Consider the following 25,867-nt stretch of genomic DNA (forward strand, 5'->3'; position numbering starts at 1 on the left):
CTGCATCCAGGCCGGCCCGTGCACTGCGCACGGGCCGGTTTTTTTTCGCCCGCGAAACCTTCGTTGAAATCTGTATCGATTCTGAAGAATTGTGGCGTTGCGAAAGATGACCGCTCGGACAGTGCAAAACTAAGCCCATTAGAGCTTGGCTGGATTCCTTTGATCCGGCTTCCTGTTTGATGGGCAAGGGGGCACTGCGACCCGGCTGGCCATGTAAGGATGCTGACGAATGCCGCGTACCGTGGGTCCCTTTATTCAACGTGGTTTACGCCCGCTGTTTCGCATGGCGCTGTGCGGTCAATTGTGCTGGCCGATGCTCGCGTTTGCCGACACGGCTTATGACCAGAAGGTGCTCGATGCCCGAGCGGGTCACTACACGCCCGCCTTGACCGTGTTGCGCCAGGTTCCGGCCGGCCAGGCCAGCGCCGGGCAAATCAGTGATCATCTGCAGATCGCCAGTTGGGCCGGCCTCGATGCCGAGGTGGTCGACGTCTATGAAACCCAAGGTCGTTATCGCGACCTGCCGGTCCAGGCACTGAGCGCAACGGCCCGCGCCTATCGCAATCTCAAACGCTGGGACGCGGCGGCGCAGGTGTATCGCCAGGCGTTGCGGATCGACCCACAGAACCCGGACCTGCAACTGGGCCTGGCCCTGACCCAGGCCGATGGCGGCAAACCCGATGAAGCCGTCAGCCGCGCCCGGGCTCTGGTCCAAGCGAAGCCAGCGGACCCGATGCGCCGAATGGCCCTGGGCTACGCCCTGACCCGGGCCAACAATCCCCACGAGGCGTTGTTCGAGTACGATCAGGCCTTCGCGCGCGCCGGCCACAACCCCGAAGTCGCCCGCGAATACATCGTCGCCCTGCAACGGGCGCGTTTGCCCGAGCCGGCGCTGCGCCTGGCCCGCCTGCAACCAGGGTTGATCGACCGGGGCATACAGCGCCGCCTGGAAGGCGATGTGGCGGCCGAACGGGTACGCCTGTCGGACATGACCAGCCGCGGCGAACAGGAACGCTTCGTCATTGCCGACCGCGCCCTGGCCGACTACGACAAGCTGCTCGCCACCTGGACCCCGGTGGCGGAGGCCCATGACGACGTGGTGCGTTGGCGGATCGACCGCATGGGCGCCCTCAATGCCCGTGCCCGCCGTGCTGAAGTCATTACCGAATACCAGAAGCTGCTCGCCGAAGGGGTGGGCATTCCGACTTATGCCCTGCGTTGGGTGGCCTCCTCGTACCTGGAGCAGCGGGAGCCGGAGATCGCCGTCGACCTGTACCGACGGATACTCGCGGCGCCGGATGCCGATCCGGCGGACCGCTTCGAAGACAGCACCGCGCTCTACTACGCGCTGCTGGAAAGTGAGCAGTCCGAAGAAGCCCGCGCCTTGGCCGAAGACATGGCCAAGTCCCAACGCCCGCGCATCGAGCTCAAGGGCTTGCCGATCGGCAACCCCAACGACGAATGGATGGACGCCCAGCAGTTGGCTGCCCAGGCCGGAACCTACGGGGCTGATCTGCCCTCGGCCGAGACTCGCCTGGAAAACCTGGTCAGCCAGGGCCCCGGCAACACCGGCATGCGCCTGGCCCAGGCCGATCTGTACCAGGCCCGTGACTGGCCACGCCGTTCGGAAAGCCTTCTCAAGGAAATCGAGGCGACGATCCCGCGCAACCGTGACCTGGAAATTGCCCAGGCCCGTGCCGCGATGGATTTGCAGGAGTGGCGGCAGTTGGATGCGCTGACCGACGACGTGGTCGCGCGCTACCCCGAAAACGCCCACGTCAAACGCCTGCAACGCCAGCGCGAAGTGCATGACATGGCCGAGCTGCGTATCGAAGCCTACACCGGCAAGAGTTATGGCGGCGGCAACGGTGACGCGGGGGCCGTCACCGGTAGCCGGGACTTTGGTATCGAAACGCTGCTCTACAGCCCGCCGATCGACGAAGACTGGCGGCTGTTCGGCGGCACCGGCTACGCCACCGGTGATTTCGAGGAAGGCACCGGCCATCACCGCTGGCAACGCCTGGGCGTGGAGCGGCGCGCGCGTGACATGACGCTGGAAGCCGAGGTGTCCAACCACGACTACGGCTCCGGCGACAAACAGGGCGCGCGCCTGGCGATGGCCCTGGACGTCAATGATCATTGGCAGTACGGCGGCGGCCTGGACTACCTCTCGGCGAACACCCCGTTGCGAGCGCTCAACAGCGGCGTCCGGGCCAATGGCGGCAGTGGTTTCGTGCGTTGGCGGGCCAATGAAAGCCGCGAGTGGCGACTGACCGTCAGCCCGTCTCATTTCAGCGATGGCAATAACCGCCTCGAGACCCAGTTGACTGGTCGCGAGGGCCTCTACAGCGCGCCGCGCCTGCAAGTGGAACTGGGCCTGGAGGTGGCGGCCAGCCGCAACAGTGGTTCCAACGAAGTGCCCTACTTCAACCCCAAGTCGGACTTGAGCGTCATGCCGACGGTGCTCGCCAACCATGTGCTGTATCGCCGTTACGAAACCACCTGGAGTCAGCAATTTCAGGTCGGCGCGGGGGCCTACAGCCAGCGTGACTACAGCACCGCTGCCACGGGATTGCTCAGCTACGGCCAGCGTTTCATCTGGAACGACGTGGTCGAGGCCGGTGCCGCTCTGAGCTGGCTCAACCGCCCTTACGACGGCGATCGCGAAAGCGACCTGCGCCTGCTTGTCGACCTCACCTACCGCTTCTAGAAGAGTTTGAAGATGCCTGTCATTTCGCGATTCATCCTTCTGCTGGGGGTCTTGCTGATCAGCGCTTGTGCCCAGCAGGCCCCGGCCTTCACGCCGCCCGCGCAACGTCCCGTGGCCGCCAACGATGCGCCGTGGCCGAAGAACCACGTGCTCGGCATCGCTTACCACGACGTCGAGGACCTCGACCCGGACCAGGCCCTGGTGGCGGTGCGCACCGAGCGACTGATCGAGCAACTGGCCTGGCTGCGGGAAAACAACTACCAGCCGGTGACCGTGGACCAGATCATCACCGCTCGCAATGGTGGCCCTGAACTGCCGCCGCGTGCGGTACTGCTGAGTTTCGACGACGGTTACTCGAGTTTCTACACCCGCGTCATGCCCATTTTGCGCGCCTACAACTGGCCGGCGATCCTGGCCCCGGTCGGCAGCTGGGTCGACACACCGCTGGATCAACCGGTGGATTTCGCCGGGGTGCCGCGCAAGCGTTCCGAGTTCCTGACCTGGGAGCAGATTCGCGAAGTGTCGAAGTCGGGCCTGGTGGAAATCGCCGCCCACACCGACGCCAACCACAAGGGCGTACTCGCCAACCCGCAAGGCAACCAGCAACCGGCGGCGACCACCCGCCGCTACGATCCAGCCACCGGTCGCTATGAAACCGAGGCCGATTTCCAGGCGCGCTTGCGCAAGGACGTCGTGGCCATTTCCGAAAAAATCCGCAAGGTCACCGGCTATAGCCCACGGGTCTGGGTCTGGCCTTACGGGGAAGCAGACGGCACTGCGTTGCAGGTGATTGGCAGCGAGGGCTATCAGATGGCCCTGACCCTGGAGGACGGACTCGACAGCCTCGATAACCTGATGAGCGGCCCGCGCTTTTTGGTGGCTTCCGACCCGGATGGCGCCCATTTCGCCGAGAGCGTGGTGTCCGTGCAGACGATGGACCCGATGCGTGTGGTCCATGTCGACCTCGATTACGTCTACGACCCGGACCCGGTGCAGCAGGAAGCCAACGTCGGCAAGTTGATCCAGCGCATTTCCGACTTGGGCGCCAACACGGTGTTTCTGCAGGCCTTCGCCGATCCGAAGGGCGACGGCCTGGTGCATTCGCTGTACTTCCCCAACCGTCAGCTGCCGGTGCGGGCCGATCTGTTCGACCGGGTGGCCTGGCAACTGCGCACCCGGGCCAATGCCAAGGTCTACGCCTGGATGCCGGTGCTCAGTTTCGCCCTGGACGCGAAACTGCCGCGGGTGCAGCGTTGGAATCCCGAGACCGGCAAGACCGAGGTCGCTGCGGACCAGTACGTACGGTTGTCGCCGTTCGACCCGGCGGTGCGCAAAGTCATTGGCGAAATCTACGAAGACCTGGCGCGGATGAGCTCGTTGGATGGGGTCCTGTATCACGACGACGCGGTGTTCTCCGACTTCGAGGACGCCGGCCCCGCTGCGCTGAAAGTCTACGCGGCCAACGGCTTGCCGACGTCCATGGCGGCCCTGCGGGACGACCCGGCGACGATGCAGCGCTGGACTCGTTTCAAGAGCCGTTACCTGATCGACTTCACCCATGAACTCACCGCCAAGGTCCGGGCGATTCGAGGCCCGCAGGTTCTGACGGCGCGCAATATCTTTGCCGAGCCGATGCTCAACCCTTCGAGCGAAGCCTGGTTTGCCCAGAACCTCGACGACTTCCTCAATGCCTACGACTGGACGGCGCCGATGGCCATGCCGTTGATGGAAAAACAGACGCGCCAGCAATCCGGCCCCTGGCTGGAGCGCCTGGTCCAGACCGTCAAGTCCCGCCCCGGAGCCCTCAAGCGCACCGTGTTCGAATTGCAGGCGCGTGACTGGGACAGCCAGCCGGTGGCCGACATCGACGGCGAACTGCTCGCCGACTGGATGGGGCGCCTCAAGCGCCAGGGCGTGACCAGTTTCGGCTACTACCCGGACAACTTCATCGAAGACCAGCTCGCTGTGAAAACCGTGCGGCCGGCGCTCTCCAACAAGTGGAATCCTTGACATGCTCGACAGACTGCTCGCCCTGCTGGTGCTGGCGATCGTCCTTGGGGTGCCCCTGGGCCTGATCTTCCTGGTCACCGGGCAATTCCTGATGGACTTCGTGTTCTTCTATCCGTTGTTCATGTCCGGGCTGTGGATCGCCGGCGGCCTGTATTTCTGGCTGCACTGGGAGCGCCACTGGCCCTGGCAGGACGACACCTTGCCGCCGCCCCTGGCCGGCGAGCCGCTGATCAGCATCCTGATCCCGTGCTTCAACGAAGGTGACAACGTCGCCGACACGATTCACGCTGCGCTGGGCCAGCATTATCCGAACATCGAAGTCATCGCCATCAACGACGGCTCGAAGGACAACACCGCCCAGATGCTCGACCAACTGGCCGCCGAGGACCCGCGCCTGCGCGTGCTGCACCTGGCGGAAAACCAGGGCAAGGCCGTGGCACTGCGCATGGGGGCCATCGCGGCGCGCAGTGAGTACCTGGTGTGCATCGACGGTGACGCGTTGCTGGCGCCCAACACCTGCGCCTACCTCGTGGCACCGATGTTGGAGAACGCCCGCCTTGGCGCGGTGACCGGCAACCCGCGTATCCGCACCCGCTCGACCTTGATCGGCCGGGTCCAGGTTGGTGAGTTCTCCTCGATCATCGGCTTGATCAAGCGCACCCAGCGGGTTTTCGGGCGGATCTTCACCGTCTCCGGCGTGATCGTCGCCTTCCGTCGCACGGCCCTGCACCGGGTCGGCTACTGGAGCCCGGACATGATCACCGAAGACATCGACATCAGTTGGAAGCTGCAACTGGACCACTGGAGCATCTTCTACGAACCCCGTGCGCTGTGCTGGATCCTCATGCCCGAAACCCTGCGCGGCCTGTGGCGGCAGCGCCTGCGCTGGGCCCAGGGTGGTGCCGAAGTGCTGTTCAAGAACATCCGTGGCATCTGGCAGTACCGGCACCGTTACCTGTGGCCGTTGCTGTTCGAATACTGCCTGTCCACCGGTTGGGCCTTCACGTTCCTGTTGTCGGTGATCTTCTGGGGCGTTGGCAAGTTCGTGGCGTTGCCGGCGGCCATTGCCGTCGATCACCTCATGCCGCCAGCCTTCACCGGGCTGCTGCTGGCGGTGGTGTGCCTGATGCAATTCGGAGTGAGCATCCTGATCGATCGTCGTTACGAAAAAGGCCTTTGGCACATCATGTTCTGGGTGGTCTGGTACCCGTTGGTGTTCTGGCTGATCAGCCTGTTCACGACCTTGGTGAGCTTTCCGAAAGTGCTGTTCGGCCAGCATCAGAAGCGGGCGCGCTGGGTCAGCCCGGACCGCGGTATCAAGCCGTTCGATGATCAGGAAGAGGAAGTGATCCGATGAAAATTATCAGGACCCGACAGCGACCTTTTCTGGTGCTCATCGATGCGTTCATTACCGTGCTGGCGTGGGTCGGGCTGTTGTACCTGCTGGTCAACGGGCTCTGGCCGCTGTTCGACAGCCACGCCGGCCCGCGCCTGGGCGGCTCGCTGGTCGATACCCTCGCGACCTTGCAGGTGTATGGCTGGATCGCACTGGTCAACGCGGTGCTGCTGATCGCCTGGGCGCGGTATCAGCAGCGCAAGAGCCGCAGTTTTGCCCAGCGGCGGCTGCCGGCGCCGGTGGTGGACGACCAAGGCCTGAGCGACAGCTTCAAGTTGACTGACGAACGCCTGGAAACGCTGCGCCAGCCGGGCTCGAAGATCATCCACAACAATCAGGACGGCGATATCAGCCATGTCGTGCCGCATTTCCACCTGCTCGGCCCTGACCTGCAACCACCGCCCCTGGCCCCGCCGGAACGGCCGCGGGTCATTCACCTGCCGGCCGATCAGTCAGTGCACTGATACACGCTACAAAACGGTGGGCGCGAGCTTGCTCGCGATGGGGACGGCTCATCGATATTGACGTCCGCTGACCCACCGCTATCGCGAGCAAGCTCGCTCCCACAGGGATTGGGGTGGATGTGGGCAGGCCTACGACGAAAAATCCCGCACCAGTCGCCAGGCCTCGTCCACCGGCAACGGTTGTTTCATGCGTTGTGCCAATGCCGCCATGGCCCGGCCTTCGTCGCACGCCACGGCGGCGGCCACGAGGCCGTTCTTGCCCAACAGGGCGATGAAGGGGGGATGTTCCGGCGTGCCCTTGAATTCCACCTCGTCCCAGTGTTCGGCGTGGCCGAGGTAGTCATAGCGTTTGCCGAAGTGATAGGTCCAGAAGAACGGCACGTCCAGATAATGCTCGTCGCCACCGAGCATGTTCGCGGCAGCGATGCGCGCGTGCTGCTGGGCCAGCCGCCAGTGCTCGATGCGTTGGGGCTGACCGCTGAGAGGAAAGGTCGCGATATCACCGACGGCCCACAATCCGTCCGTCACCCGCATGCCCGCGTCAACGCTCAGTGACAGGTCCTGTTGCCGTGGCAGGTCGGCAAACGGTTCGGTAGCGGGGCGTACGCCGACACCGATGATCACCAGGTCGGCGGCCAGGCGCTGGCCGTTATCCAGCACCACGGCTTCGACCTTGTGCGCGCCCTCGATTCCGGCCGCTTCGCCGTCGGTACGATACACCACGCCATTGGCCTGGTGCAGGGCGAGGATCGCCTTGCCGACGCTTTCGCCCAACTGTGCGGCAAAGGGCACCGGATGCCGGGCCAGGACGGTGACCTCCAATTCGCGTTTGCGCAGGGCGGAGGCGACCTCCATGGCAATGAAACTGTCGCCGATGATCACCGCCCGCTGCCCGGGTCGGACTGTGTCGAGAATCTGCCGGGCGTGGGCGATCGAGCGCAGCACGAACACCTGCGGCAGATCGATGCCGGGCAGCGCGGGCGTCTTCGGCTCCCCGCCCGTGGCAATGAGCGCGGCATCGTAGTCCAGGCGCCGGCCGTCTGCGAGCTGGATCTGTCGGGCATGGGGGTCAAGATGGGTGACCTCGCCATGGAGCCGTTCGATGCGTTGCTGCGTGAAGTAAGTTTCATCGCGCAGCGGCACTGTCTCGTTGACGGCCATGTCGCCGGCCAACACGTACTTGCTCAGTACCGTGCGGTCGTAGCTGGCTTCGGCCTCTCGGTCGATCAACAGGATTCGGCCGCCAAATCCCTTCTCCCGCAACGCCGCCGCGCCTGCCGTGCCGGCTGCACCGGCGCCGATGATGACGAAGGTGCGAGGGTCGTCGGCGGGCGGAGTTTTATCGGCCGGCAGCGGTTGGTCGTCGACCCAGACATCGGCGCCGCGCACCTCGACGTGATAACGGGCCAGGCTGTCGAGGGCCGGCGGTTCGCACAGGGCGCCGTCTTCGAGGCGAAACGCCGCCTTGTGCCAAGGGCAGATCAGCCTTCCATGGCACACCGCACCTTTGGCCAGCGGTGCGCCGGCGTGCGGGCATTTGCCCTGGAAAGCCCGCACCTGATCGCCTGAGCGCAGCAGCAGGATGGATGTTTCTCCGAGTTTGACTTCGAGGCCGCGGTCTTCGCGCACATCGGCGAAGCGGGCGACTTGATGCATAGGCATGGTCGTTCTCCGGCAGGCATTTGCCGTTGGAGTCTCAGGATCTGAACGAGGTTCAGCGTAATTGTCACTGCAACCGGATGGGCGCTGCGGCTATAGTTCGCAGGCCGTCCATGGCCTGATCCGCATAAGGTGCCCGGTATGACCCGATTGAACTCCCTGACTCCCTGGCTGGCGGCCGTCGCCCTGGTGCTGTGCGCACAAGGCGTTGCCCAGGCCGAAGAGCGCTTCACGCTCAACATCCCCGGTGTGTCGGACGACCGCCTCTTCACCGCCGCCGCGGCCAGTGACGCCAACAACTGTGGCGGAAAGAACATTTCCCCGGCCCTGAGCTGGAACGCCGGCCCGCCCGGTACCCTCAGCTATGCCATCGTCATGTTGGACCCGGACGGTCAACGTGGCCAGGGCGTCGACCATTGGGTCCATTACGGCATCAAGGCCTCCACGCGGCAGATTCCGGCCGGCGCCGGCACCAAGGCCACGCTGGAAGGCATGAGCGGCATCAACAGCAAGAACACCCGTGGCTACATCGGTCCGTGCCCACCCATTGGTGACAGCGCGCATCATTACCTGATCCAGCTCTTCGCCCTGGACTTGCCGCCGGATGCCTTGCCCACGGGCCTGACGCGCGCCCAGTTGATGGAAAAAATCAACGGCCATGTCCTGCGCAACAGCAGCGTCGTGCGGCGCTACCACCGCTGATCAGCCCGCACGAACCCTGTGGCGAGGGAGTTTACCGTGGGGCCAGAGCGGCCCCCGAACCTCAACATTGGCATCACGGGCCAAAAGCGAGCACTATCGAGGCCCTGTTCACTCATGCCGGAGGATGGCGATGACGCAGAAACCCGACGGCATCGCCCGCCTCAAGAACTGCCCTACCAAGGGCGATGAAATACGCCGGGCCATCGCCCAGAGCCGCAAGGACTTCCTGCCCGCCGATGAGGCCGACGAAGCCGAAGTGGCCGCGCCGGCCCAACCCGTGGACCCTCGCGACAGCTGAGCCGTCGCCCTTTCCCAACTGTTCAAATCTGCCCATGACTGCCAACACTCATTTACCAGGCGAGCGATTCAGCCGATCCGACTACAAGACCCTAGGCCTCGCTGCCCTGGGCGGGGCGCTGGAAATCTACGACTTCATCATTTTCGTGTTCTTCGCCCTGACCCTCAGCCAGTTGTTCTTTCCCCCGGAAATGCCCGATTGGCTGCGCTTGCTGCAAAGCTTCGGGATCTTTGCCACCGGCTACCTGGCCCGGCCCCTGGGCGGCATTCTCATGGCGCACTTCGCTGATCGGCTGGGGCGCAAGCGGGTGTTCAGCCTAAGCATCCTGATGATGGCCTTGCCCTGCCTGCTCATCGGGGTGATGCCGACCTACGCGCAAATCGGTTATTTCGCCCCGTTGCTATTGTTGGCGTTGCGCATCCTGCAGGGCGCGGCGGTGGGCGGAGAAGTTCCCAGCGCCTGGGTGTTCGTGGCCGAGCACGCGCCGCTGCATCATCGCGGTTACGCGCTGGGCTTCCTCCAGGCAGGGCTGACGTTCGGTTACTTGCTGGGCGCCCTGACGGCCACCGCGCTGGCGCGGATCTACACACCGCAGGAGATTCTCGATTACGCCTGGCGCCTGCCGTTCCTGCTGGGCGGCCTCTTTGGCGTGATCGGCGTCTGGCTGCGCCGCTGGCTGAGCGAAACGCCGATCTTCATGGCGTTGCAGGCCAATCGCGAAGGGTCGGCTGAACTGCCGTTGCGCACGGTCCTGCGTGAGCACCGCCAGGCCTTGCTGCCCGCTGTCATCCTGACCTGCGTGCTGACGTCCGCCGTGGTGGTATTCGTGGTCATCACCCCCACCGTGATGCAGAAAAGCTTCGGCCTGACCCCCGGCCACACCTTCGCCCTGAGCAGCCTGGGCATCGTCTTCCTGAACATCGGCTGCGTCCTGGCCGGGCTCATCGTCGACCGCATCGGTGCCTGGCGCACCGTCATGCTCTACAGCCTGTTGCTGCCTCTGGGCATCGCCGTGCTCTACGCCAGCCTGATCAGCGGCAGCGCCTGGCTGGGCCTGGCGTACGCCATCGCCGGCCTGGGCTGTGGCGTGGTCGGTGCGGTGCCTTCGGTGATGGTCAGCCTGTTCCCGGCGAACATCCGTGTGTCCGGTATTTCGTTCACCTACAACATCGCCTATGCGTTGTGGGCCAGCATGACGCCGTTGCTGCTGATTGCGCTGGTGCCGTGGAGCTCGTGGGTATGCGTGGGGTATAGCGTGGTGATGGGGGCGGTGGGCGTCGCGGCGGCGATGTATTTCTCGCGCCGTCCCATGACGTCGGCGCAGCCCTCATTGGCCTGTGATGCCTAGTTTGCCCAGGTGCCTGCAGGTTGGGTGGCCGTCCTTCAAAAGCGTTCACGCAAGAAGTCCACGAAAGCCCGGGTGCGTGCCGAGCGGCGTCGATCCTGGCTGAAGACGGCATGGATGGGCAATGCCATTGGCAGATAATGGGTAAGCACGTTGGTCACGGTTCCCTGGCGAACGTCGGCGGCGAACAACCAGTGTGGCGAAAGCGAAAGCCCTAGCCCGGCAAGCACCATTTCCCGGATCGCTTCGCTGCTGTTGCTGGTGACGTTGCCCTTGATCGTCACGTGATGGGGCTCGCCAAGGTGGTCGAACTGCCAGACGTCATAATGCTCCAGCAGGGTAAACCCCAGACAGTTATGGCGGCTCAGGTCGGACGGTTCGAGTGGCGTGCCGTGCCGTTGCAAATAGGTGGGGAGGCATACACCTGGCGCGCGCTCTCGCCGAGCTTCACGGCCACCAGCCCTTCGTGTTTGACCTGGCCGATACGAATGGCCGCGTCGATATTTTCCTTCAGCACGTCCTCCTGTTGATCGCTCAGCCTCAGGTCGACCCGAACCTGTGGATGACGTGCCAGGAAGTCACCGATCAAAGGTGCAATGCATAACCGTCCGAAACTCACCGGCGCCGCCACGCGCAGTGGGCCGGCGACCTGCTCCTGTCCGCTGGCGAAACTGAGCCGGGCAGTGTCCAGACTGGCGAGGATTTCCTTGCTTTGGGCATAGAAGCGCTGGCCTTGGTCGGTCAGCGCCAGATGGCGGGTGCTGCGAGCAAACAGCGCCCCACCCAGGTGTTTCTCCAATCCGCGGATCTGCTTGCTCACCGCCGGTTGACCCAGGTTCAGCTCCCTGGCGACGGCCGAGAACGAGCCGCGTTCCACCACCCGTACGAACACCCGCATTGCCTCGAACAGATCCATGGAATTTGGCCTTTATGAGGAATAAATCCTATCCATTATTGCTGACTTATCGGAATGCTTCGGCGCTCGCACTATAAACCTACCCACTCATTGGAGGTTTACCCGTCATGAACAACACCATGTCTGCTGCCATTGCCGAAGTTGCCCAGGCGCCGCTGGTCGTGCGCTCCATTCCCCGGCCTGTTCCGGGTAATGGACAGGTCCTGATCAAGGTTCAAGCTGTAGGAATAAATCCGCTGGACACCAAGATCGCGACAGGCGGTGGTGCCCATGCTCGTCAGCCGCTGCCCGCTGTATTGGGAATTGACCTGGCCGGGACGGTGCTGGAGCTGGGCGAGGGCGTGGATGACTTTGTTCCCGGCCAGGAGGTCTTCGGCATGGCGGGCGGTATCGGGGTGCCCAGGGTGCCCTGGCCGAATACATTGTCGTCGATGCTCGCCTGATCGCCCCCAAACCCGCTTCACTGAGCATGCGGGAAGCAGCGGCACTGCCGCTGGTCTTCATCACGGCTTGGGAAGGGCTGGTGGATCGAGCCAACGTCCGGGCCGGCCAGCAAGTACTGATCCATGGTGGCGCGGGAGGTGTCGGTCAAATGGCTGTGCAGATTGCCAGGGCGCGAGGTGCGCAGGTGTATGCCACCGGTTCGATCGGCAGCCTGGATTTCATTCGCGAACTGGGTGCGACGGCCATTGACTACCGATCCGAGGACACCGACAGCTACGTACGCCTGCACACCAATGGCGAAGGCTTCGACATCGTGTATGACACGGTCGGCGGCTCGACCCTGGACGCGTCGTTCAACGCGGTGAAGACCTACACCGGCCATGTCCTCAGTTGCCTGGGCTGGGGACAACATAGCCTGGCGCCATTGTCGTTTCGTGGCGCGAGCTATTCCGGCGTCTTCACCTTGATGCCCTTGCTGACCGGCAAAGGCCGCGAGCACCATGGCCAGATTTTGCGGGAGGCGGCAAAGCTGGTTGAGGCCGGGAAGCTGCGGATCAAGGTCGATCCACGGCGGTTTGGCCTGGGCCAAGTCAATGACGCGTTTGCGCAAGTGGCCGAAGGGCGCGGGCAAGGGAAAACGGTGGTGGAAATCGACGCCGAATGATTGGCTCTCCCGTTGCGGGTCATGTGCCAGGAAAAGCTCCGGTCCCTGACGACCGGGGCCCTGGCCTCTGGGGAGGAGCGTCTTGGCAACACAGTCCGGTAAACAGCTTGAGAAGCCCTCCAGACTCCGTAGAATCCGCCGCGTTTACAATCCACTCTTCAAGGACGAGTCCTGATATGCGTTTTCTCGCCACATTCCTGGCCCTCTGCTTCCTGGCGGGCTGTGCCTCCACGCCTGATTACTACATTTCTCCCGCGCCGGTCGCGATCCCCAAGACAGCCACCTACTGGATCGACACCTTCAACGTTGAAGTCGTCGGCAAGAATGAACGCTTCCTGCCTGACGAAACCGTTCGCGAGCAATTGAACAGCGATCTGGTCCTGCGCCTGCTCGATGCCAATCGCTATGCCTCCAGCCGGGAAACAGCGGACTATCTGCTGGACGTGAACACCGTTTACGCGCGCCGCATACAGGACACCCAGGGCGGCTTCATGAACAAGATCGTTGCCGACGGTACGTACCTTGCCAGCGTTGATTTCAGCTATCAGGTCAAGGTGAAGAAGGACGGCGCCGAGGTGTTGCACTTTGCCCAGGCCCGTGAAGGACTGATGCCGGCCGGGGCGATGGGGCAAATGCAAAACATGAAGAGCATGCTGGGCGCGCTGACCAACAAGGGGAACTCCGATGTAGAGGGGTACTATACCGGCGTGTTGAGCCGCTTTATCGTCGATGATCTGCAAGCCATTCCGTCTCGCTAGCCGCGTCTTGCGCCTGGACATCCTGGGTGACCAGGCGCTGCTGTTTCACCCCACAAAAAAATTTTGCCGTCCTTAACCCGAACCGAAAATCCTCCTCGTCTGAGCTTGTGAACGGATCATCCACTCACGAGGTTCTGCCCATGTCCCGTCCATTCCCCTTCCTGCGTCCTGCTGCCCAGGGCTTCGCCGTGACCTTATTGGTTTCGCTGGCCGGTTGTGGGTTGTCGTCACGGGAGAGCGCCGGCCCCATCTCGGCGGCCGACAAGCCCGAGCTGCAACGCGAGGCCGCCGCCGTGCAGCCCTCCGTGGCCAAGTACAGGATCGCGCCAGCCCCGATGCCTTCGCCGATGGTGGCGAGTGATGCCATGTCCCCGGACTACCGCAGCGAGCCGCGCGAACAGTATGAAAAACTGCCGGACAACCCGGTCCACAGCGTCGCCGAAACGCCGGTCTCGACCTTCAGCGTGGATGTCGACACTGGCAGCTACGCCAATGTGCGCCGTTTCCTCAACCAGGGCAGCCTGCCGCCGGAAGGGGCGGTGCGGCTGGAGGAAATGGTCAACTACTTTCCCTACACCTACGCGCTGCCCACCGATGGTTCGCCTTTTGGCGTGACCACCGAAGTGGCTCCGTCGCCGTGGAACCCGCACACCCGGCTGCTGCGCATTGGCATCAAGGCATCCGACCGCGCCGTGGCTGACCTGGCGCCGGCCAACCTGGTGTTCCTGGTGGACGTTTCCGGCTCCATGGACCGCCGCGAAGGCTTGCCGCTGGTCAAGAGCACGCTGAAGCTGTTGGTGGATCAACTGCGCGACCAGGACCGGGTCTCTCTGGTGGTGTATGCCGGCGAATCCCGAGTGGTGCTCAAGCCCACGTCGGGTCGTGAAAAGGCCACCCTCCGCAACGCCATCGACCAATTGAACGCCGGCGGTTCAACCGCAGGGGCCTCGGGCATCGAGCTGGCCTACCAGATGGCGCGGGAGAGCTTCATCGACAACGGCATCAATCGCATCCTGCTGGCCACTGACGGTGACTTCAACGTTGGCATCAGCGACTTCGACAGCCTCAAACAAATGGCCGTGGACCAGCGCAAGAGCGGTATTTCCCTCACCACGCTGGGTTTCGGCGTGGACAACTACAACGAGCACCTGATGGAGCAACTGGCGGATGCGGGGGATGGTAACTACGCCTACATCGATAACCTGCTCGAAGCGCGCAAGGTGTTGGTGGACCAGCTCAGCTCGACCCTGGCCGTGGTGGCCCGGGACGTGAAGTTGCAGGTGGAGTTCAACCCCGCCCAAGTCAGCGAGTACCGCTTGCTGGGCTATGAGAACCGGGCGCTCAAGCGTGAGGATTTCAACAACGACAAGGTCGATGCCGGTGAGATCGGTGCCGGGCATACGGTCACGGCGCTCTACGAAATCGTGCCCAAGGGCGAGAAGGGCTGGTTGGAACCGCTGCGCTATGCCAACCCGCAGGCAAAGAAGGAAGGCACGGCCGGGGAAATGGCGATGTTGCGTGTGCGCTACAAGCCCGCTGAGGGCGGCAGCAGCCGGCTGATCGAGCACCCGATCGCCAGCGCGCAGGCCGAAGACAAGGCCAGCGATGACCTGCGGTTCGCGGCGGCCGTGGCGGCGTTTGCGCAGCAGCTCAAGGGAGATGGGCGCTACACTGGGTCGATGAGTTTGAAGGACACCGCGCAGCTGGCCCGTGCTGCCCGCGGTGACGACCCGTTCGGGTTGCGCGCCGAGTTCGTGCAACTGGTCGAGCTCGCCCAGAGCCTCAAGCCCGAGGTCAAGCGCGGCTCCTGAAGAGTCATGGTATCAACCTGTAGAAGCCGGGCTTGTCCGGCTTCTACAAAGGATCGGTGTTGTTTGCAGGATCGCATTTCAATTGGAAGGAGTCCGCCGCCCAAATGCCCACCCCGATCGACTCAGTCAGCGACGAATCGTTGCTGACCCGCTACCGCAACGGTGATGGTGCCAGTTTTGAGATCCTGTATGCGCGGCATCGGCAGGGGCTGTACCGTTTCCTCGTATCCTTGAGCAACAAGGCCGAACTGGCCGAGGAAGTGTTCCAGGACACCTGGCTCAGCCTGATTCGCAGCGCGACCCAGCCACAGGGCCGGGCGAGTTTTCGTACCTGGTTGTTCCAGATTGCCCGTAATCGCCTGATCGATCACTGGCGCAAGCATGGCGTTCATAATCCACTGCATGACAGCTACGACGAACAGCTACACGTCCAGCCCGACGACACCGCCAGCCCCGAGCGACAGTTGAGCCTGAGTCGCGACCAGGCGCGCCTGGAGGCCGCTTTGCAAGCCTTGCCCGAGGACCAGCGCGAGGTCTTCCTGCTGCGCCTGCATGGCGACCTTGAGTTGCCGCAGATCGCCGCCCTGACCGGCGTCCCGTTGGAAACGGTAAAGAGCCGTTTGCGTTACGCCCAGCAGAAGTTGCAGCGACTGCTGGCCGAGGAGGTACCCGCATGATCGATTCCCGACAGACCCCGGATCCCGCCGACGAAGCGCTGATCGAGCATTTCCGCCAACACACCCGCGGCGAGCCGCCCGCGTCCCTGGACGCCTTCATCCTGGCCACCGCCCAGCGCGAAGCCCCCGCGCCCCGGCCTGGTTTGTGGAAGCGCTGGTGGCTGGCCTGCCAACGACCGCGCTGGCAGATGGCGTTCGCCACGGTGGCAGGTGTCGCGCTGATGATCGGCCTGGTGCTGCGCTCGCCGGTACCCCAGCAAGAACTGGCCGCGCCGGCCTCGCTGGACGAGTCCGCAAGCCAGGCACCCGTCGTGGCCGCAGCGCCCGCGAAGCCGGCCCCCGCGCCGATGGCCCGCATCGCCCCCCAGGCCGAAATGGCCCTGGCACCAGCGCCGGCGAGCCCTGTGCAATCGCTGGCGGACGAGCCCAAGGCTCGGATGAGCAAGTCCGCGGCCGTTGCCCTACCGTCCCTGGAGCAAGGCTTGCAGGAAATACTGCGCCTGCGTCAGGCAGGGGACACCAAGGCGGCGGATGAGAAGCTGCTGGCACTGCACAAGCGCTTCCCCAAGGAAGACTTGCCGGCCCGGCTGGAGGCGTTGCAAAAGCGTTGAGTGACCCAAACGCCCACAAAAAAAGCCCCACGTCTTGCGACGTGGGGCTTTTGATCATCTGTATGGTGCACCAGGCGGGATTCGAACCCACGACCCCTGCCTTCGGAGGGCAGTACTCTATCCAGCTGAGCTACTGGTGCAGCGCGGGCGCCATGATACTCATATGCTGGGCGGGCGTCCATGCTGCTGATTTGCCGTTGTTTTCCCAAGGCTGCTCGGGCGTCGGCTACGCTGATCAGAAAAAACGGGCAAATGGCGGTTTTTCGTTCTTTTTTTCGAACAGCCTATTGTCCTCTCCCCCTATCGGCCCTAGGATTCGTTTGAGATTTCAAACGCTCTTGTCTGGGTGCTGAACCGCACGTCTATGCTTATGTGCGTTATTTCTGTGCTTCAGCCCGGTGGATGATTTCCCTGACGGCAGCCCATAAGGCGCCTTTCTACAACTCTAATTCGCTCCGCGTGCGCGCGGTGCTGTTAAGGAAAGCCGACATGCAGCTTAAAGACACCCAGTTGTTCCGCCAGCAAGCCTTTATCGATGGCGCTTGGGTCGATGCGGACAATGGTCAGACGATCAAGGTCACCAACCCGGCAACGGGCGAAGTGCTGGGCACGGTGCCGAAAATGGGCGCTGCCGAAACCCGCCGCGCGATCGAAGCCGCCGACAAGGCGCTGCCGGCCTGGCGTGCGCTGACCGCCAAGGAGCGCGCCAACAAGCTGCGCCGCTGGTACGAATTGCTGATCGAAAACCAGGACGACCTGGGTCGCCTGATGACCCTGGAGCAGGGCAAGCCCCTGGCCGAAGCCAAGGGTGAGATCGTCTATGCCGCGTCCTTCATCGAGTGGTTCGCCGAAGAGGCCAAGCGCATCTACGGTGACGTGATTCCTGGCCACCAGCCCGACAAGCGCCTGATCGTGATCAAGCAGCCGATCGGCGTGACCGCGGCCATTACCCCGTGGAACTTCCCGGCGGCGATGATCACCCGCAAGGCCGGCCCAGCCCTGGCCGCCGGCTGCACCATGGTCATCAAACCGGCTTCGCAAACTCCGTTCTCGGCCCTGGCCCTGGTGGAGCTGGCGCACCGTGCCGGCATTCCGCAAGGCGTGCTGAGCGTGGTCACCGGCAGTGCCGGCGACATCGGCGGCGAGCTGACCAGCAACCCGATCGTGCGCAAACTGTCCTTCACCGGTTCGACCGAGATCGGTCGCCAACTGATGGCCGAATGCGCCCAGGACATCAAGAAAGTGTCCCTGGAGCTGGGCGGCAACGCACCGTTCATCGTGTTCGACGACGCGGACCTGGATAAGGCCGTCGAGGGCGCGATCATTTCCAAGTACCGCAACAACGGCCAGACCTGCGTCTGCGCCAACCGCCTGTACATCCAGGATTCGGTGTACGACGCGTTCGCCGAGAAACTCAAGGCCGCGGTGGCCAAGCTCAAGATCGGCAACGGTCTGGAAGACGGCACCACCACCGGTCCGTTGATCGACGAGAAAGCCGTCGCCAAGGTCCAGGAGCACATCGCCGATGCTGTCGGCAAAGGCGCGACCGTACTGGCCGGTGGCAAGGCGATGGAAGGCAACTTCTTCGAGCCGACCATCCTGACCAACGTCCCGAAAACCGCTGCCGTGGCCAAGGAAGAGACCTTCGGCCCGCTGGCGCCGCTGTTCCGCTTCAAAGACGAAGCCGAAGTGATCGCGATGTCCAACGACACCGAGTTCGGCCTGGCCTCTTACTTCTATGCCCGTGACCTGGGCCGTGTGTTCCGCGTGGCCGAGGCTCTGGAATACGGCATGGTCGGCGTCAACACCGGGTTGATTTCCAACGAAGTCGCGCCGTTCGGCGGCATCAAGGCTTCGGGCCTGGGCCGTGAAGGCTCCAAGTACGGCATCGAGGATTACCTGGAAATCAAATACCTCTGCCTGGGTATCTGATCCTGCTGCAAGCGCAAAGGGCACGAGAGCGCTGTCCTTTGCGTGTTCCACCTGTTCTGTTTCTTGTGGCCGGAACGCTGCGGCAGTCGATCATCGCATGCTGTCGCAGTTGCCTCCCCGCCATGTATTCCTTGGACTACGCCGACCGATGAGCGGCGAATGAGGACTGTAATGAGCAAGACTAACGCTGACCTGATGGCCCGTCGTACCGCTGCCGTTCCACGTGGCGTCGGCCAGATCCACCCGATCTTCGCTGAATCGGCGAAGAACGCCACGGTAACCGACGTTGAAGGCCGTGAATTCATCGACTTCGCCGGCGGTATCGCCGTGCTCAACACCGGTCACGTGCACCCGAAAATCATCGCCGCCGTGACCGACCAGCTGAACAAGCTGACCCACACCTGCTTCCAGGTCCTGGCCTACGAGCCGTACGTGGAACTGTGCGAAAAAATCAACGCCAAGGTGCCCGGCGATTTCGCCAAGAAAACCCTGTTGGTGACCACCGGTTCCGAAGCGGTGGAGAACGCCGTGAAGATCGCCCGCGCCGCCACCGGTCGTGCCGGCGTGATTGCCTTCACCGGCGCTTACCACGGCCGCACCATGATGACCCTGGGCCTGACCGGCAAGGTTGTACCGTATTCGGCCGGCATGGGCCTGATGCCTGGCGGCATTTTCCGCGCGTTGTACCCGAACGAACTGCACGGCGTGAGCATCGACGACTCCATCGCCAGCATCGAGCGCATCTTCAAGAACGACGCCGAGCCGCGTGACATCGCTGCGATCATCATCGAGCCGGTGCAGGGCGAGGGTGGTTTCTATGTCGCGCCGAAGGAATTCATGAAGCGCCTGCGCGCCCTGTGCGACCAGCACGGCATCCTGCTGATCGCTGACGAAGTGCAGACCGGCGCCGGCCGTACCGGCACCTTCTTCGCCATGGAGCAGATGGGCGTTGCGGCTGACCTGACCACGTTCGCCAAGTCCATTGCCGGCGGCTTCCCACTGGCCGGCGTTTGCGGCAAGGCCGAGTACATGGACGCCATCGCCCCGGGCGGCCTGGGCGGTACCTATGCCGGTAGCCCGATCGCCTGTGCGGCGGCGCTGGCGGTGATGCAAGTGTTCGAAGAAGAACACCTGCTGGACCGCTGCAAGGCCGTGGGCGAGCGCCTGGTGACTAGCCTCAAGGCAATGCAGAAGAAATACCCGGTCATCGGTGAAGTGCGTGCACTGGGGGCGATGATCGCTGTGGAGCTGTTCGAGGACGGCGATTCCCACAAGCCGAACGCCGCCGCTGTGGCCCAGGTCGTGGCCAAGGCCCGGGACAAGGGCTTGATCCTGTTGTCCTGCGGCACCTACGGCAACGTCCTGCGGGTGCTGGTGCCGCTGACCTCGCCGGATGAGCAACTGGACAAAGGCCTGGCAATCATCGAAGAGTGCTTGCGCGAACTCTGATTGTGGCTTGATTCACAAAAAACCCGCTTCGGCGGGTTTTTTCATGCCCGCTAAACGGTGTGGCCGCTTTTGAGCTGTCTGGAACGGCCGTCATTGGCTAAGGTGAAAGTATGGCAAGGGAGATGCGCAATGACTGCTGTGGTGTTACCCGCTGTACCGCGAGTGTTGATTGCCGAGGCTGATCCAGCCTCCCGGGAGTTGTTGGAGGAGGTGTTGTCACACGTGCGCTGTGACGCCCAGGTGGACAGCTGTAGCGATGGCCGTGAGGCGTTGGAGCTGCTGGGGCGCAATCCTTACGACTTGGTGGTAGCCGACTGGGAGTTGCCGGGCGTCGATGGCCTGAGCCTCTTGCGCGGCCTTCGTCAGCAACCCCGTACGCCCGTGCTGCCGTTCATCCTGATGAGTCGGCGCAATGACAGCGCCAGTGTGCGTGAGGTCTTGCCGCTGGCACCGACGGCCTACCTGAGCAAACCCCTGAACCGGGAAAACCTGATCCAGCGTTTGCAGGGATTGCTGCTGGGCGGCCCTGAAGCGGCGGACGCCGCGCCCACCCTGGAACCGGGCCTGACCCTGGCTGCCTTTCTCGAGCGTCGCCGGGACCAGTCCCAAGGCGCGCCATTGATGACCGACGTGCAAGTGGCGGTCAAGCGCAGCCTCAACCCCAAGGGGTTGGACCTGAAACTGCTGGAAGAAGAGATCCGCACGGATCCGCAGATCACCGCCGCGCTGATCGCGGCGGCCAACAGCGCGGCCCAGCATCAGAGTGGCGGCCCGGTGCAGACCGTGGCCCAGGCGCTGCACCAGCTGGGCAGCGGCCCGAGCATGAACCTGATCCTCGGCTTGACCCTCAAGCGTTGCGCCCGGCTCAGCGTTCCCGGCCTGGCGCATTACGCCGAGCGCTACTGGCAATTGTCGCTGTACACGGCCGAATACGCCCGGACGATCGCGCGATTGCTGGATTTGGAGCAGGAGCGCTGCTATTGCGCCGGGCTCTTGCATCGCTTGGGTGACCTGGCGGTGCTGCGTTGCCTGGAGGAATGGAAGCAGGCTGGCGGCGAGTTGGACGAGCCGGAGGAAGTGGGGGATTGCCTGGAACGGTTCGGTGCCGGCTTTGGCTCGGCGCTGCGGACCCGTTGGCGCCTGCCGCTGGAATTGCGCGAGTTGATCGCAGCGGTCTACGGATTGGGAGGCGGGGTGTATTCGCGCGAGGCGCTGGTGATGAACATGGCCGCGCAAATGGCCCGCCTGCCCGCGCACGAAGGGCTTGAGGAACTGGCACGGGGGCGCACGGCGCGTTTGCTGAAGGTCGGTTTGCCGGAGCTGACGCGCTTGCGCAAAAAGTAGCCCGCCGGCTCGCTCCCACAGGGTCAGGCGGCGATGATGCGGTTCTTGCCCTGGTGCTTGGCTTCGTACATGGCGGCGTCGGCGCGGGCGAACAGGCTGTCGAGGCTCTGGTCTTCGGCCGTGATGCTGGTCAGGCCCTGGCTGACGGTGATGCCGAAGCTCTGCTCGCCGCTGCGGAACGTCAGGCGCTGGATTTCCCGTTGCAACCGCTCGGCCACCTGCAACGCCATGTCCGGGGCGCAGCCGGGAAACACAGCGGCGAACTCTTCTCCGCCGATCCGGCCGAACAGATCGCCACGGCGCAGCACGGAACGACCGCTCTCGGCGATTCGCTGCAGCACCGTGTCGCCTTCCTGGTGGCCGTAGGTATCGTTGATCACCTTGAAGTCATCGATATCCAGTAGCAGGAACGCCATGGGGATTCCCTGGAGCCGGGCCTGCTCGAACTCGCGGTGGGCACATTCGAAGAAGTGCCGGCGATTGCTGCTCTGGGTCAGCACATCGGTGGTCGCCAGGCGCTGCAGCTCACTTTCCAGCAACTTCTTTTCAGTGATGTCTTCGGCGATGCCGACCACGATCACCGGTTGCCCCGGTTCGGCCTGGCGACTGATGAAGCATTTGTCGCTCAACCAGCGAATTTGGCCATCGCCGGCGATGATCCGGTATTCGCGGTCCTCGACGGCGCCCTTGACCAGCACTTCGGCCAGGCTTCGCTCGGCGTATTCCAGGTCGTCGGGATAGATCGCGTCGCGCCATTCGTTGAAATCGGCCAGGACCAGGCCGGCTGGGCGGCCGAAGATCCGTTCGTAGGCGGGGCTGACGTACAGCACTTGCCGGGTTTCCCAATTGAACGCCCAAAGCACGGCATTGACGCTGACCAACAGCGAACTGAACAACTGCTCACGTTCGCTCAAGCGCGCCACTTCACCCTGGGCGTGCATCAGCGCCATGAGCGTCTGGGCCGCCTCGGGCCAGTGAGGTAGGGATGAATCCTGTAGGTTCTTGTCGACCATCGGCACAAATCTCAAAGAGCGTGCACTGCTGAAGGTTCGCACGCGCTTTCTCCAAAGCCCGCCTGGATGGCGAAGTGCTCTTTGAGATAGGGGATTGTGGTCGAAGTTCCTTTTCAGGCGACGAAGGGCGGGGTGTCGGGGCCAAATCTGTGGCGAGGGGATTTATCCCCGCTGGGCTGCGGAGCAGCCCCGAATCTCGACTGCGGTGCATCTGGCTCACCGAGTTGATTTCGTGGGGTCGCTTCGCAACCCAGCGGGGATAAATCCCCTCGCCACAACAAGCTCCTTGCCACTTCAGCAAGCGCTTACGGTTTGAATGTCAGGCCGTGGCAGGCCGCAGCGAATAGGTCTTGAGTTGGTCGGCAAAGTCGCGCAGGGACTGGATGCCGCTGGCCTCGGCTTCGTGGACCCAATCCTTGATGGCGGCGAGCATGTCGTGCCCGTTGCTGCTGGTCTTGATCCAGATCTGTTGCAGGGCCAAGCGTTTCTCGTAGATCACCTTCAACGCCTGGCTGTGTTCGAGCATGTTCTGGATGCGCAGGTGATGGCGGTCGTCCAGCAGGCTGGTTTCCCGCGACAGCAGGCGCTTGGCCCGGTGGAACTGGTGGCGCACGGAATGATCGACCTTTTCCAGCTCCTGCTTGACCAGCGGCGCGATGACCAGGCGACGGTACTGCGCCATGATCTGGAAGCGGTTATTGAGGATCGCCATGGCCGTGTCCATGTCCAGGTGCCCCTTGCCCTCGACCCGGTGGGCGATCGGCGCGACACGCTGGACCTTGGCCAGGCGCAGGAAACTGAAGACCTGGATCCAGGCCCAGCCCAGGTCGAACTCCCATTTGCGAACCGACAGCTTGGCCGAGTTGGGGTAGGTGTGGTGGTTGTTGTGCAGCTCTTCGCCGCCGATCAGGATGCCCCAGGGCACCAGGTTGGTCGCCGCGTCGCGGCATTCGAAGTTGCGGTAGCCCACGGCGTGGCCCAGGCCATTGACCACGCCGGCGGCCCAGACCGGAATCCACATCATCTGGATGGCCCAGATGGTGATGCCGATAGTGCCGAACAGCAGCAGGTCGATGACGCCCATGATCGCCACACCCAGCAGCGGGAAGCGGCTGTAGAGATTGCGCTCGATCCAGTCGTCCGGGCAGTTCTTGCCGTAGATGCGCAGGGTTTCCGGGTTCTCGGCTTCGGCGCGGTACAGCTCGGCGCCCTTGCGCAGCACGGTGGACAAGCCCTTGATGACCGGACTGTGGGGGTCATCGACGGTTTCGCACTTGGCGTGGTGCTTGCGGTGGATGGCGGTCCACTCGCGGGTGTTCTGGGCCGTGGTCAGCCACAGCCAGAAACGGAAGAAATGCTTGAGGCCGGCGTTCAGCTCCAGGGAGCGATGCGCCGAATAACGGTGCAGGTAGACCGTGACGGCAATGATCGTGACATGGGTCATCAGCAGGGTGACTGCCACCAGCGACCAGGCTGACAAGCCAAGAAAACCTTCGTACCACATAGGCTGTAGGGCCCTCGATAAAGATAGAAGCAGCCGTTGCATTATCACCGGCCCCACGGATAAAACCAGTCGGCCTTTCAGATAAGAGTGGCAGGATGTTTCTTCCTCTATAATTCCCGCCTCTCTGTAGGGACATGGACGACCGAATGACTGCCCATCAACGCGGTGCCTTGCGTACGGCGCTGCTTTATCTCCTGTTTTCAGTCATCTGGTTGCAGCTCGTTGGTTATTTATTGAGCAGTTTCTTCGATAAATTCGTCGACAAGCAGCACTGGCTCCTGATCAACGGTTACGCCTGGGTACTGGTCAGCGCCGGGCTGATCTTCCTGGCGCGGGTGCGCATTGCGCGCTGTTTTGCAAAGACCGGGCAAAGCGCCGACCGCGAGCGCCTGCGCCAGGCCGCGGCGGTCTTCGACTGCACTCGCGAAGGGGTGCTGGTGACGGACCGTAACGGCCTGATCGTGCACGTGAACCGCGCCTTCATGGCGATCACCGGTTACGAGGAGGACGAGGTCCTGGGCCAGCGTCCCAATCTGTTCAAGTCCGGCCGCCATGGTGCGGATTTCTACCGCGCCATGTTCACCGCCCTGGCAGAGGTGGGCGAATGGAGTGGCGAGATCTGGAATCGGCGCAAAAGCGGCGAGATCTACCCGCAATGGCAGACGATCCGCGTGATTCGCGACGATGACGCCAAGGTCAGCCATTACGTCGCGGTGTTTTCGGACATCAGTGCGATCAAGGATTCCGAACACGAACTGGCGCACCTGGCCCATCACGACCCGCTGACCGGCTTGCCCAACCGCCTGCTGTTTTCCGATCGCACGGAACAGGCCCTGGCCTCGGCGCAACTTCACAAGCGCGGCTGCGCCCTGTTGCTGGTGGACCTGGATCATTTCAAGAACATCAACGACAGCCTGGGCCACAACGTCGGCGATGAGTTGCTCAAGCGCGTGGCCGAACGGTTTCGCGGGCTGTTCGCGCCGGGCGTGACCCTGGCTCGGTTGGGCGGTGACGAGTTCGCGGTCCTGGTGGAAAACTGCTCGCAACCCGGCCAGGCGGCGGTATTGGCGCGCCGGATCCTCGACGCCTTGAAAGAGCCGCTGCGGTTCGACGACCACGCCTTGTTCATCAATGCGAGCGTGGGCATCAGCCTGTTTCCCGGCGACGCCCGCAGCGCCGGGCAATTGCTGCGCAACGCCGATTCGGCGCTGTTCAAGGCCAAGAGCGCCGGGCGTGATGGCTACGCCCTGTACACCGAAGAGCTCACGGCCCACGCCCAGCAGCGGGTCGAAATCGCTTTCGAACTGCGCCGCGCCCTTGAGCAGCAAGAGTTGCGCGTCTATTACCAGCCGGTACACGACCTGGCGAGAAGCCGTCTGGTCGGGGTCGAGGCACTGGTGCGTTGGCAGCACCCCTCCCGTGGGCTGGTCTCGCCTGCCGAGTTCATTCCCATCGCCGAGCGTACCGGGTTGATCGCCCGGATCGATGCCTGGGTCATGGACCAGGCCTGTCGGCAGATGTGCCGCTGGCAACAGGCCGGCGTGGCGCTGGAGTTTGTCGCGGTCAACGTTTCGAGCCGGCTGTTCGCTCATCGCGAGCTGTACGACGAAGTCGCCCGGGTGTTGCATGACACGGGGCTGGACCCGGCGTGCCTGGAGCTGGAGGTAACCGAAAGCGCGGTGATGGAAGACCCGGAAGTGGCGCTGGAGCAGATGTATCGCCTGCGGGAATTGGGTGTGCGGCTGGCCATCGATGATTTCGGCACCGGCTATTCGTCGCTGCTGCGCCTCAAGCGCCTGCCGGTGCAGAAGCTCAAGATCGACCAGGGTTTTGTCGCCGGGCTGCCATGGGACGAGGACGACGTGGCGATCGTCCGCGTAATTGTGGCCCTGGCCCGCAGCATGGGCATGCAGGTGCACGCCGAGGGCATCGAGCAGCGCGAGCAGGCGGCTTTCCTGCTCGAACAGGCCTGCGAGCTGGGGCAGGGCTACTGGTTTGGACGGCCGGTGCCGGCGCCGCAACTGGACTGGGCGCATGCCCCTGCAATCACCTGATGGTAAACCGTCGTGGAAATGAGCCTGCTCGCGATGGGGCTACCCTGATGAAAAGCCGGCTGCGCGGCGGTTTTCGCGAGCAGGCTCGCCTCGACGGAGACCGGCA

The 25,867-nt window shown here is 63.4% G+C and carries 18 protein-coding genes, 1 tRNA gene and 2 pseudogenes; 16 read left to right on the top strand and 5 right to left on the bottom strand.

Annotated features, from left to right (window positions below; all coding sequences use genetic code 11):
• Positions 1–229 precede the first annotated feature (229 nt).
• From pgaA to pgaD, 4 genes are read left to right on the top strand one after another with little or no spacing between them, the layout of a single operon-like run.
• Positions 230–2,710: a poly-beta-1,6 N-acetyl-D-glucosamine export porin PgaA gene (gene pgaA, locus KI241_RS00595; RefSeq protein ID WP_123579719.1), complete on the top strand. Its 2,481-nt coding sequence runs from the start codon at positions 230–232 to the stop codon at positions 2,708–2,710.
• Positions 2,711–2,722: 12 nt separating this feature from the next.
• Positions 2,723–4,720: a poly-beta-1,6-N-acetyl-D-glucosamine N-deacetylase PgaB gene (gene pgaB, locus KI241_RS00600; RefSeq protein WP_212803233.1), complete on the top strand. Its 1,998-nt coding sequence runs from the start codon at positions 2,723–2,725 to the stop codon at positions 4,718–4,720.
• 1 nt (position 4,721) lies between these two features.
• Complete coding sequence (pgaC, locus tag KI241_RS00605; RefSeq protein WP_047736263.1) at positions 4,722–6,077, top strand: poly-beta-1,6-N-acetyl-D-glucosamine synthase; 1,356 nt, start codon at positions 4,722–4,724, stop codon at positions 6,075–6,077.
• Positions 6,074–6,580 carry a poly-beta-1,6-N-acetyl-D-glucosamine biosynthesis protein PgaD gene (gene pgaD / locus KI241_RS00610; protein WP_042728966.1) on the top strand — a complete coding sequence of 169 codons (507 nt, stop codon included), beginning with the start codon at positions 6,074–6,076 and terminating at the stop codon, positions 6,578–6,580. The genes pgaC and pgaD overlap by 4 nt, the downstream gene beginning before the upstream one ends.
• Before the next feature lie 129 nt (positions 6,581–6,709).
• Here pgaD and KI241_RS00615 read toward each other — a convergent pair whose 3' ends face one another.
• Entirely contained in the window at positions 6,710–8,242 is a 1,533-nt protein-coding gene (locus KI241_RS00615) for an FAD-dependent oxidoreductase (RefSeq protein ID WP_212803234.1), read from the bottom strand.
• 138 nt (positions 8,243–8,380) lie between these two features.
• Between KI241_RS00615 and KI241_RS00620 the strand changes: the two genes are divergently transcribed.
• The 3 genes from KI241_RS00620 to KI241_RS00630 all read left to right on the top strand — a co-directional run bounded on the left by KI241_RS00620 (position 8,381) and on the right by KI241_RS00630 (position 10,587).
• Entirely contained in the window at positions 8,381–8,941 is a 561-nt protein-coding gene (locus KI241_RS00620) for a YbhB/YbcL family Raf kinase inhibitor-like protein (RefSeq protein ID WP_053149050.1), read from the top strand.
• Between the two features lie 130 nt (positions 8,942–9,071).
• Complete coding sequence (locus tag KI241_RS00625) at positions 9,072–9,239, top strand: hypothetical protein (RefSeq protein WP_172679743.1); 168 nt, start codon at positions 9,072–9,074, stop codon at positions 9,237–9,239.
• A gap of 34 nt (positions 9,240–9,273) precedes the next feature.
• Complete coding sequence (locus KI241_RS00630; protein WP_212803235.1) at positions 9,274–10,587, top strand: MFS transporter; 1,314 nt, start codon at positions 9,274–9,276, stop codon at positions 10,585–10,587.
• Between the two features lie 35 nt (positions 10,588–10,622).
• On the opposite strand, the pseudogene KI241_RS00635 reads toward KI241_RS00630, so the two are convergent.
• Positions 10,623–11,500: pseudogene (locus KI241_RS00635) on the bottom strand (LysR family transcriptional regulator).
• 107 nt (positions 11,501–11,607) lie between these two features.
• On the opposite strand from KI241_RS00635, the pseudogene KI241_RS00640 reads away from it, so the two are divergent.
• The 5 genes and pseudogenes from KI241_RS00640 to KI241_RS00660 all read left to right on the top strand — a co-directional run bounded on the left by KI241_RS00640 (position 11,608) and on the right by KI241_RS00660 (position 16,465).
• Positions 11,608–12,608 (top strand): annotated as a pseudogene (locus tag KI241_RS00640) (zinc-dependent alcohol dehydrogenase family protein).
• 176 nt (positions 12,609–12,784) lie between these two features.
• Positions 12,785–13,366, top strand: a complete 582-nt coding sequence (locus KI241_RS00645) for a hypothetical protein (RefSeq protein ID WP_042728972.1) — start codon at positions 12,785–12,787, stop codon at positions 13,364–13,366.
• Between the two features lie 140 nt (positions 13,367–13,506).
• Positions 13,507–15,177: a VWA domain-containing protein gene (locus KI241_RS00650; protein WP_212803236.1), complete on the top strand. Its 1,671-nt coding sequence runs from the start codon at positions 13,507–13,509 to the stop codon at positions 15,175–15,177.
• Between the two features lie 104 nt (positions 15,178–15,281).
• Complete coding sequence (locus KI241_RS00655; RefSeq protein WP_123579724.1) at positions 15,282–15,854, top strand: RNA polymerase sigma factor; 573 nt, start codon at positions 15,282–15,284, stop codon at positions 15,852–15,854.
• Positions 15,851–16,465, top strand: a complete 615-nt coding sequence (locus KI241_RS00660; RefSeq protein ID WP_042728975.1) for a hypothetical protein — start codon at positions 15,851–15,853, stop codon at positions 16,463–16,465. Before KI241_RS00655 ends, KI241_RS00660 begins: the two co-directional genes overlap by 4 nt.
• Before the next feature lie 63 nt (positions 16,466–16,528).
• On the opposite strand, the gene KI241_RS00665 is transcribed toward KI241_RS00660, so the two are convergent.
• A tRNA-Arg gene (locus KI241_RS00665) sits at positions 16,529–16,605 on the bottom strand.
• 349 nt (positions 16,606–16,954) lie between these two features.
• Between KI241_RS00665 and gabD the strand changes: the two genes are divergently transcribed.
• From gabD to KI241_RS00680, 3 genes are all read left to right on the top strand, one after another.
• Positions 16,955–18,397, top strand: a complete 1,443-nt coding sequence (gene gabD, locus KI241_RS00670; RefSeq protein WP_042731650.1) for an NADP-dependent succinate-semialdehyde dehydrogenase — start codon at positions 16,955–16,957, stop codon at positions 18,395–18,397.
• Between the two features lie 171 nt (positions 18,398–18,568).
• A complete protein-coding gene (gabT, locus tag KI241_RS00675) occupies positions 18,569–19,846 on the top strand; it encodes a 4-aminobutyrate--2-oxoglutarate transaminase (RefSeq protein WP_042731651.1) in 1,278 nt (425 codons plus the stop codon).
• 129 nt (positions 19,847–19,975) lie between these two features.
• Positions 19,976–21,190: an HDOD domain-containing protein gene (locus KI241_RS00680; RefSeq protein ID WP_042731652.1), complete on the top strand. Its 1,215-nt coding sequence runs from the start codon at positions 19,976–19,978 to the stop codon at positions 21,188–21,190.
• Between the two features lie 23 nt (positions 21,191–21,213).
• On the opposite strand, the gene KI241_RS00685 is transcribed toward KI241_RS00680, so the two are convergent.
• Together KI241_RS00685 and desA are read right to left on the bottom strand one after the other, a co-directional pair.
• Positions 21,214–22,203: a sensor domain-containing diguanylate cyclase gene (locus KI241_RS00685; protein ID WP_042731653.1), complete on the bottom strand. Its 990-nt coding sequence runs from the start codon at positions 22,201–22,203 to the stop codon at positions 21,214–21,216.
• 319 nt (positions 22,204–22,522) lie between these two features.
• Positions 22,523–23,707 (bottom strand): delta-9 fatty acid desaturase DesA, encoded by a 1,185-nt coding sequence (gene desA, locus KI241_RS00690; protein ID WP_123579729.1) that lies wholly within the window; start codon positions 23,705–23,707, stop codon positions 22,523–22,525.
• Positions 23,708–23,853: 146 nt separating this feature from the next.
• Here desA and dibA point away from each other — a divergent pair, with 146 nt between their 5' ends.
• Positions 23,854–25,761 carry a phosphodiesterase DibA gene (gene dibA, locus KI241_RS00695; RefSeq protein WP_212803237.1) on the top strand — a complete coding sequence of 636 codons (1,908 nt, stop codon included), beginning with the start codon at positions 23,854–23,856 and terminating at the stop codon, positions 25,759–25,761.
• Positions 25,762–25,867: the final 106 nt, after the last annotated feature.

Source organism: Pseudomonas sp. Cab53, assembly GCF_018325965.1.
Taxonomy (GTDB): domain Bacteria; phylum Pseudomonadota; class Gammaproteobacteria; order Pseudomonadales; family Pseudomonadaceae; genus Aquipseudomonas; species Aquipseudomonas chlororaphis_E.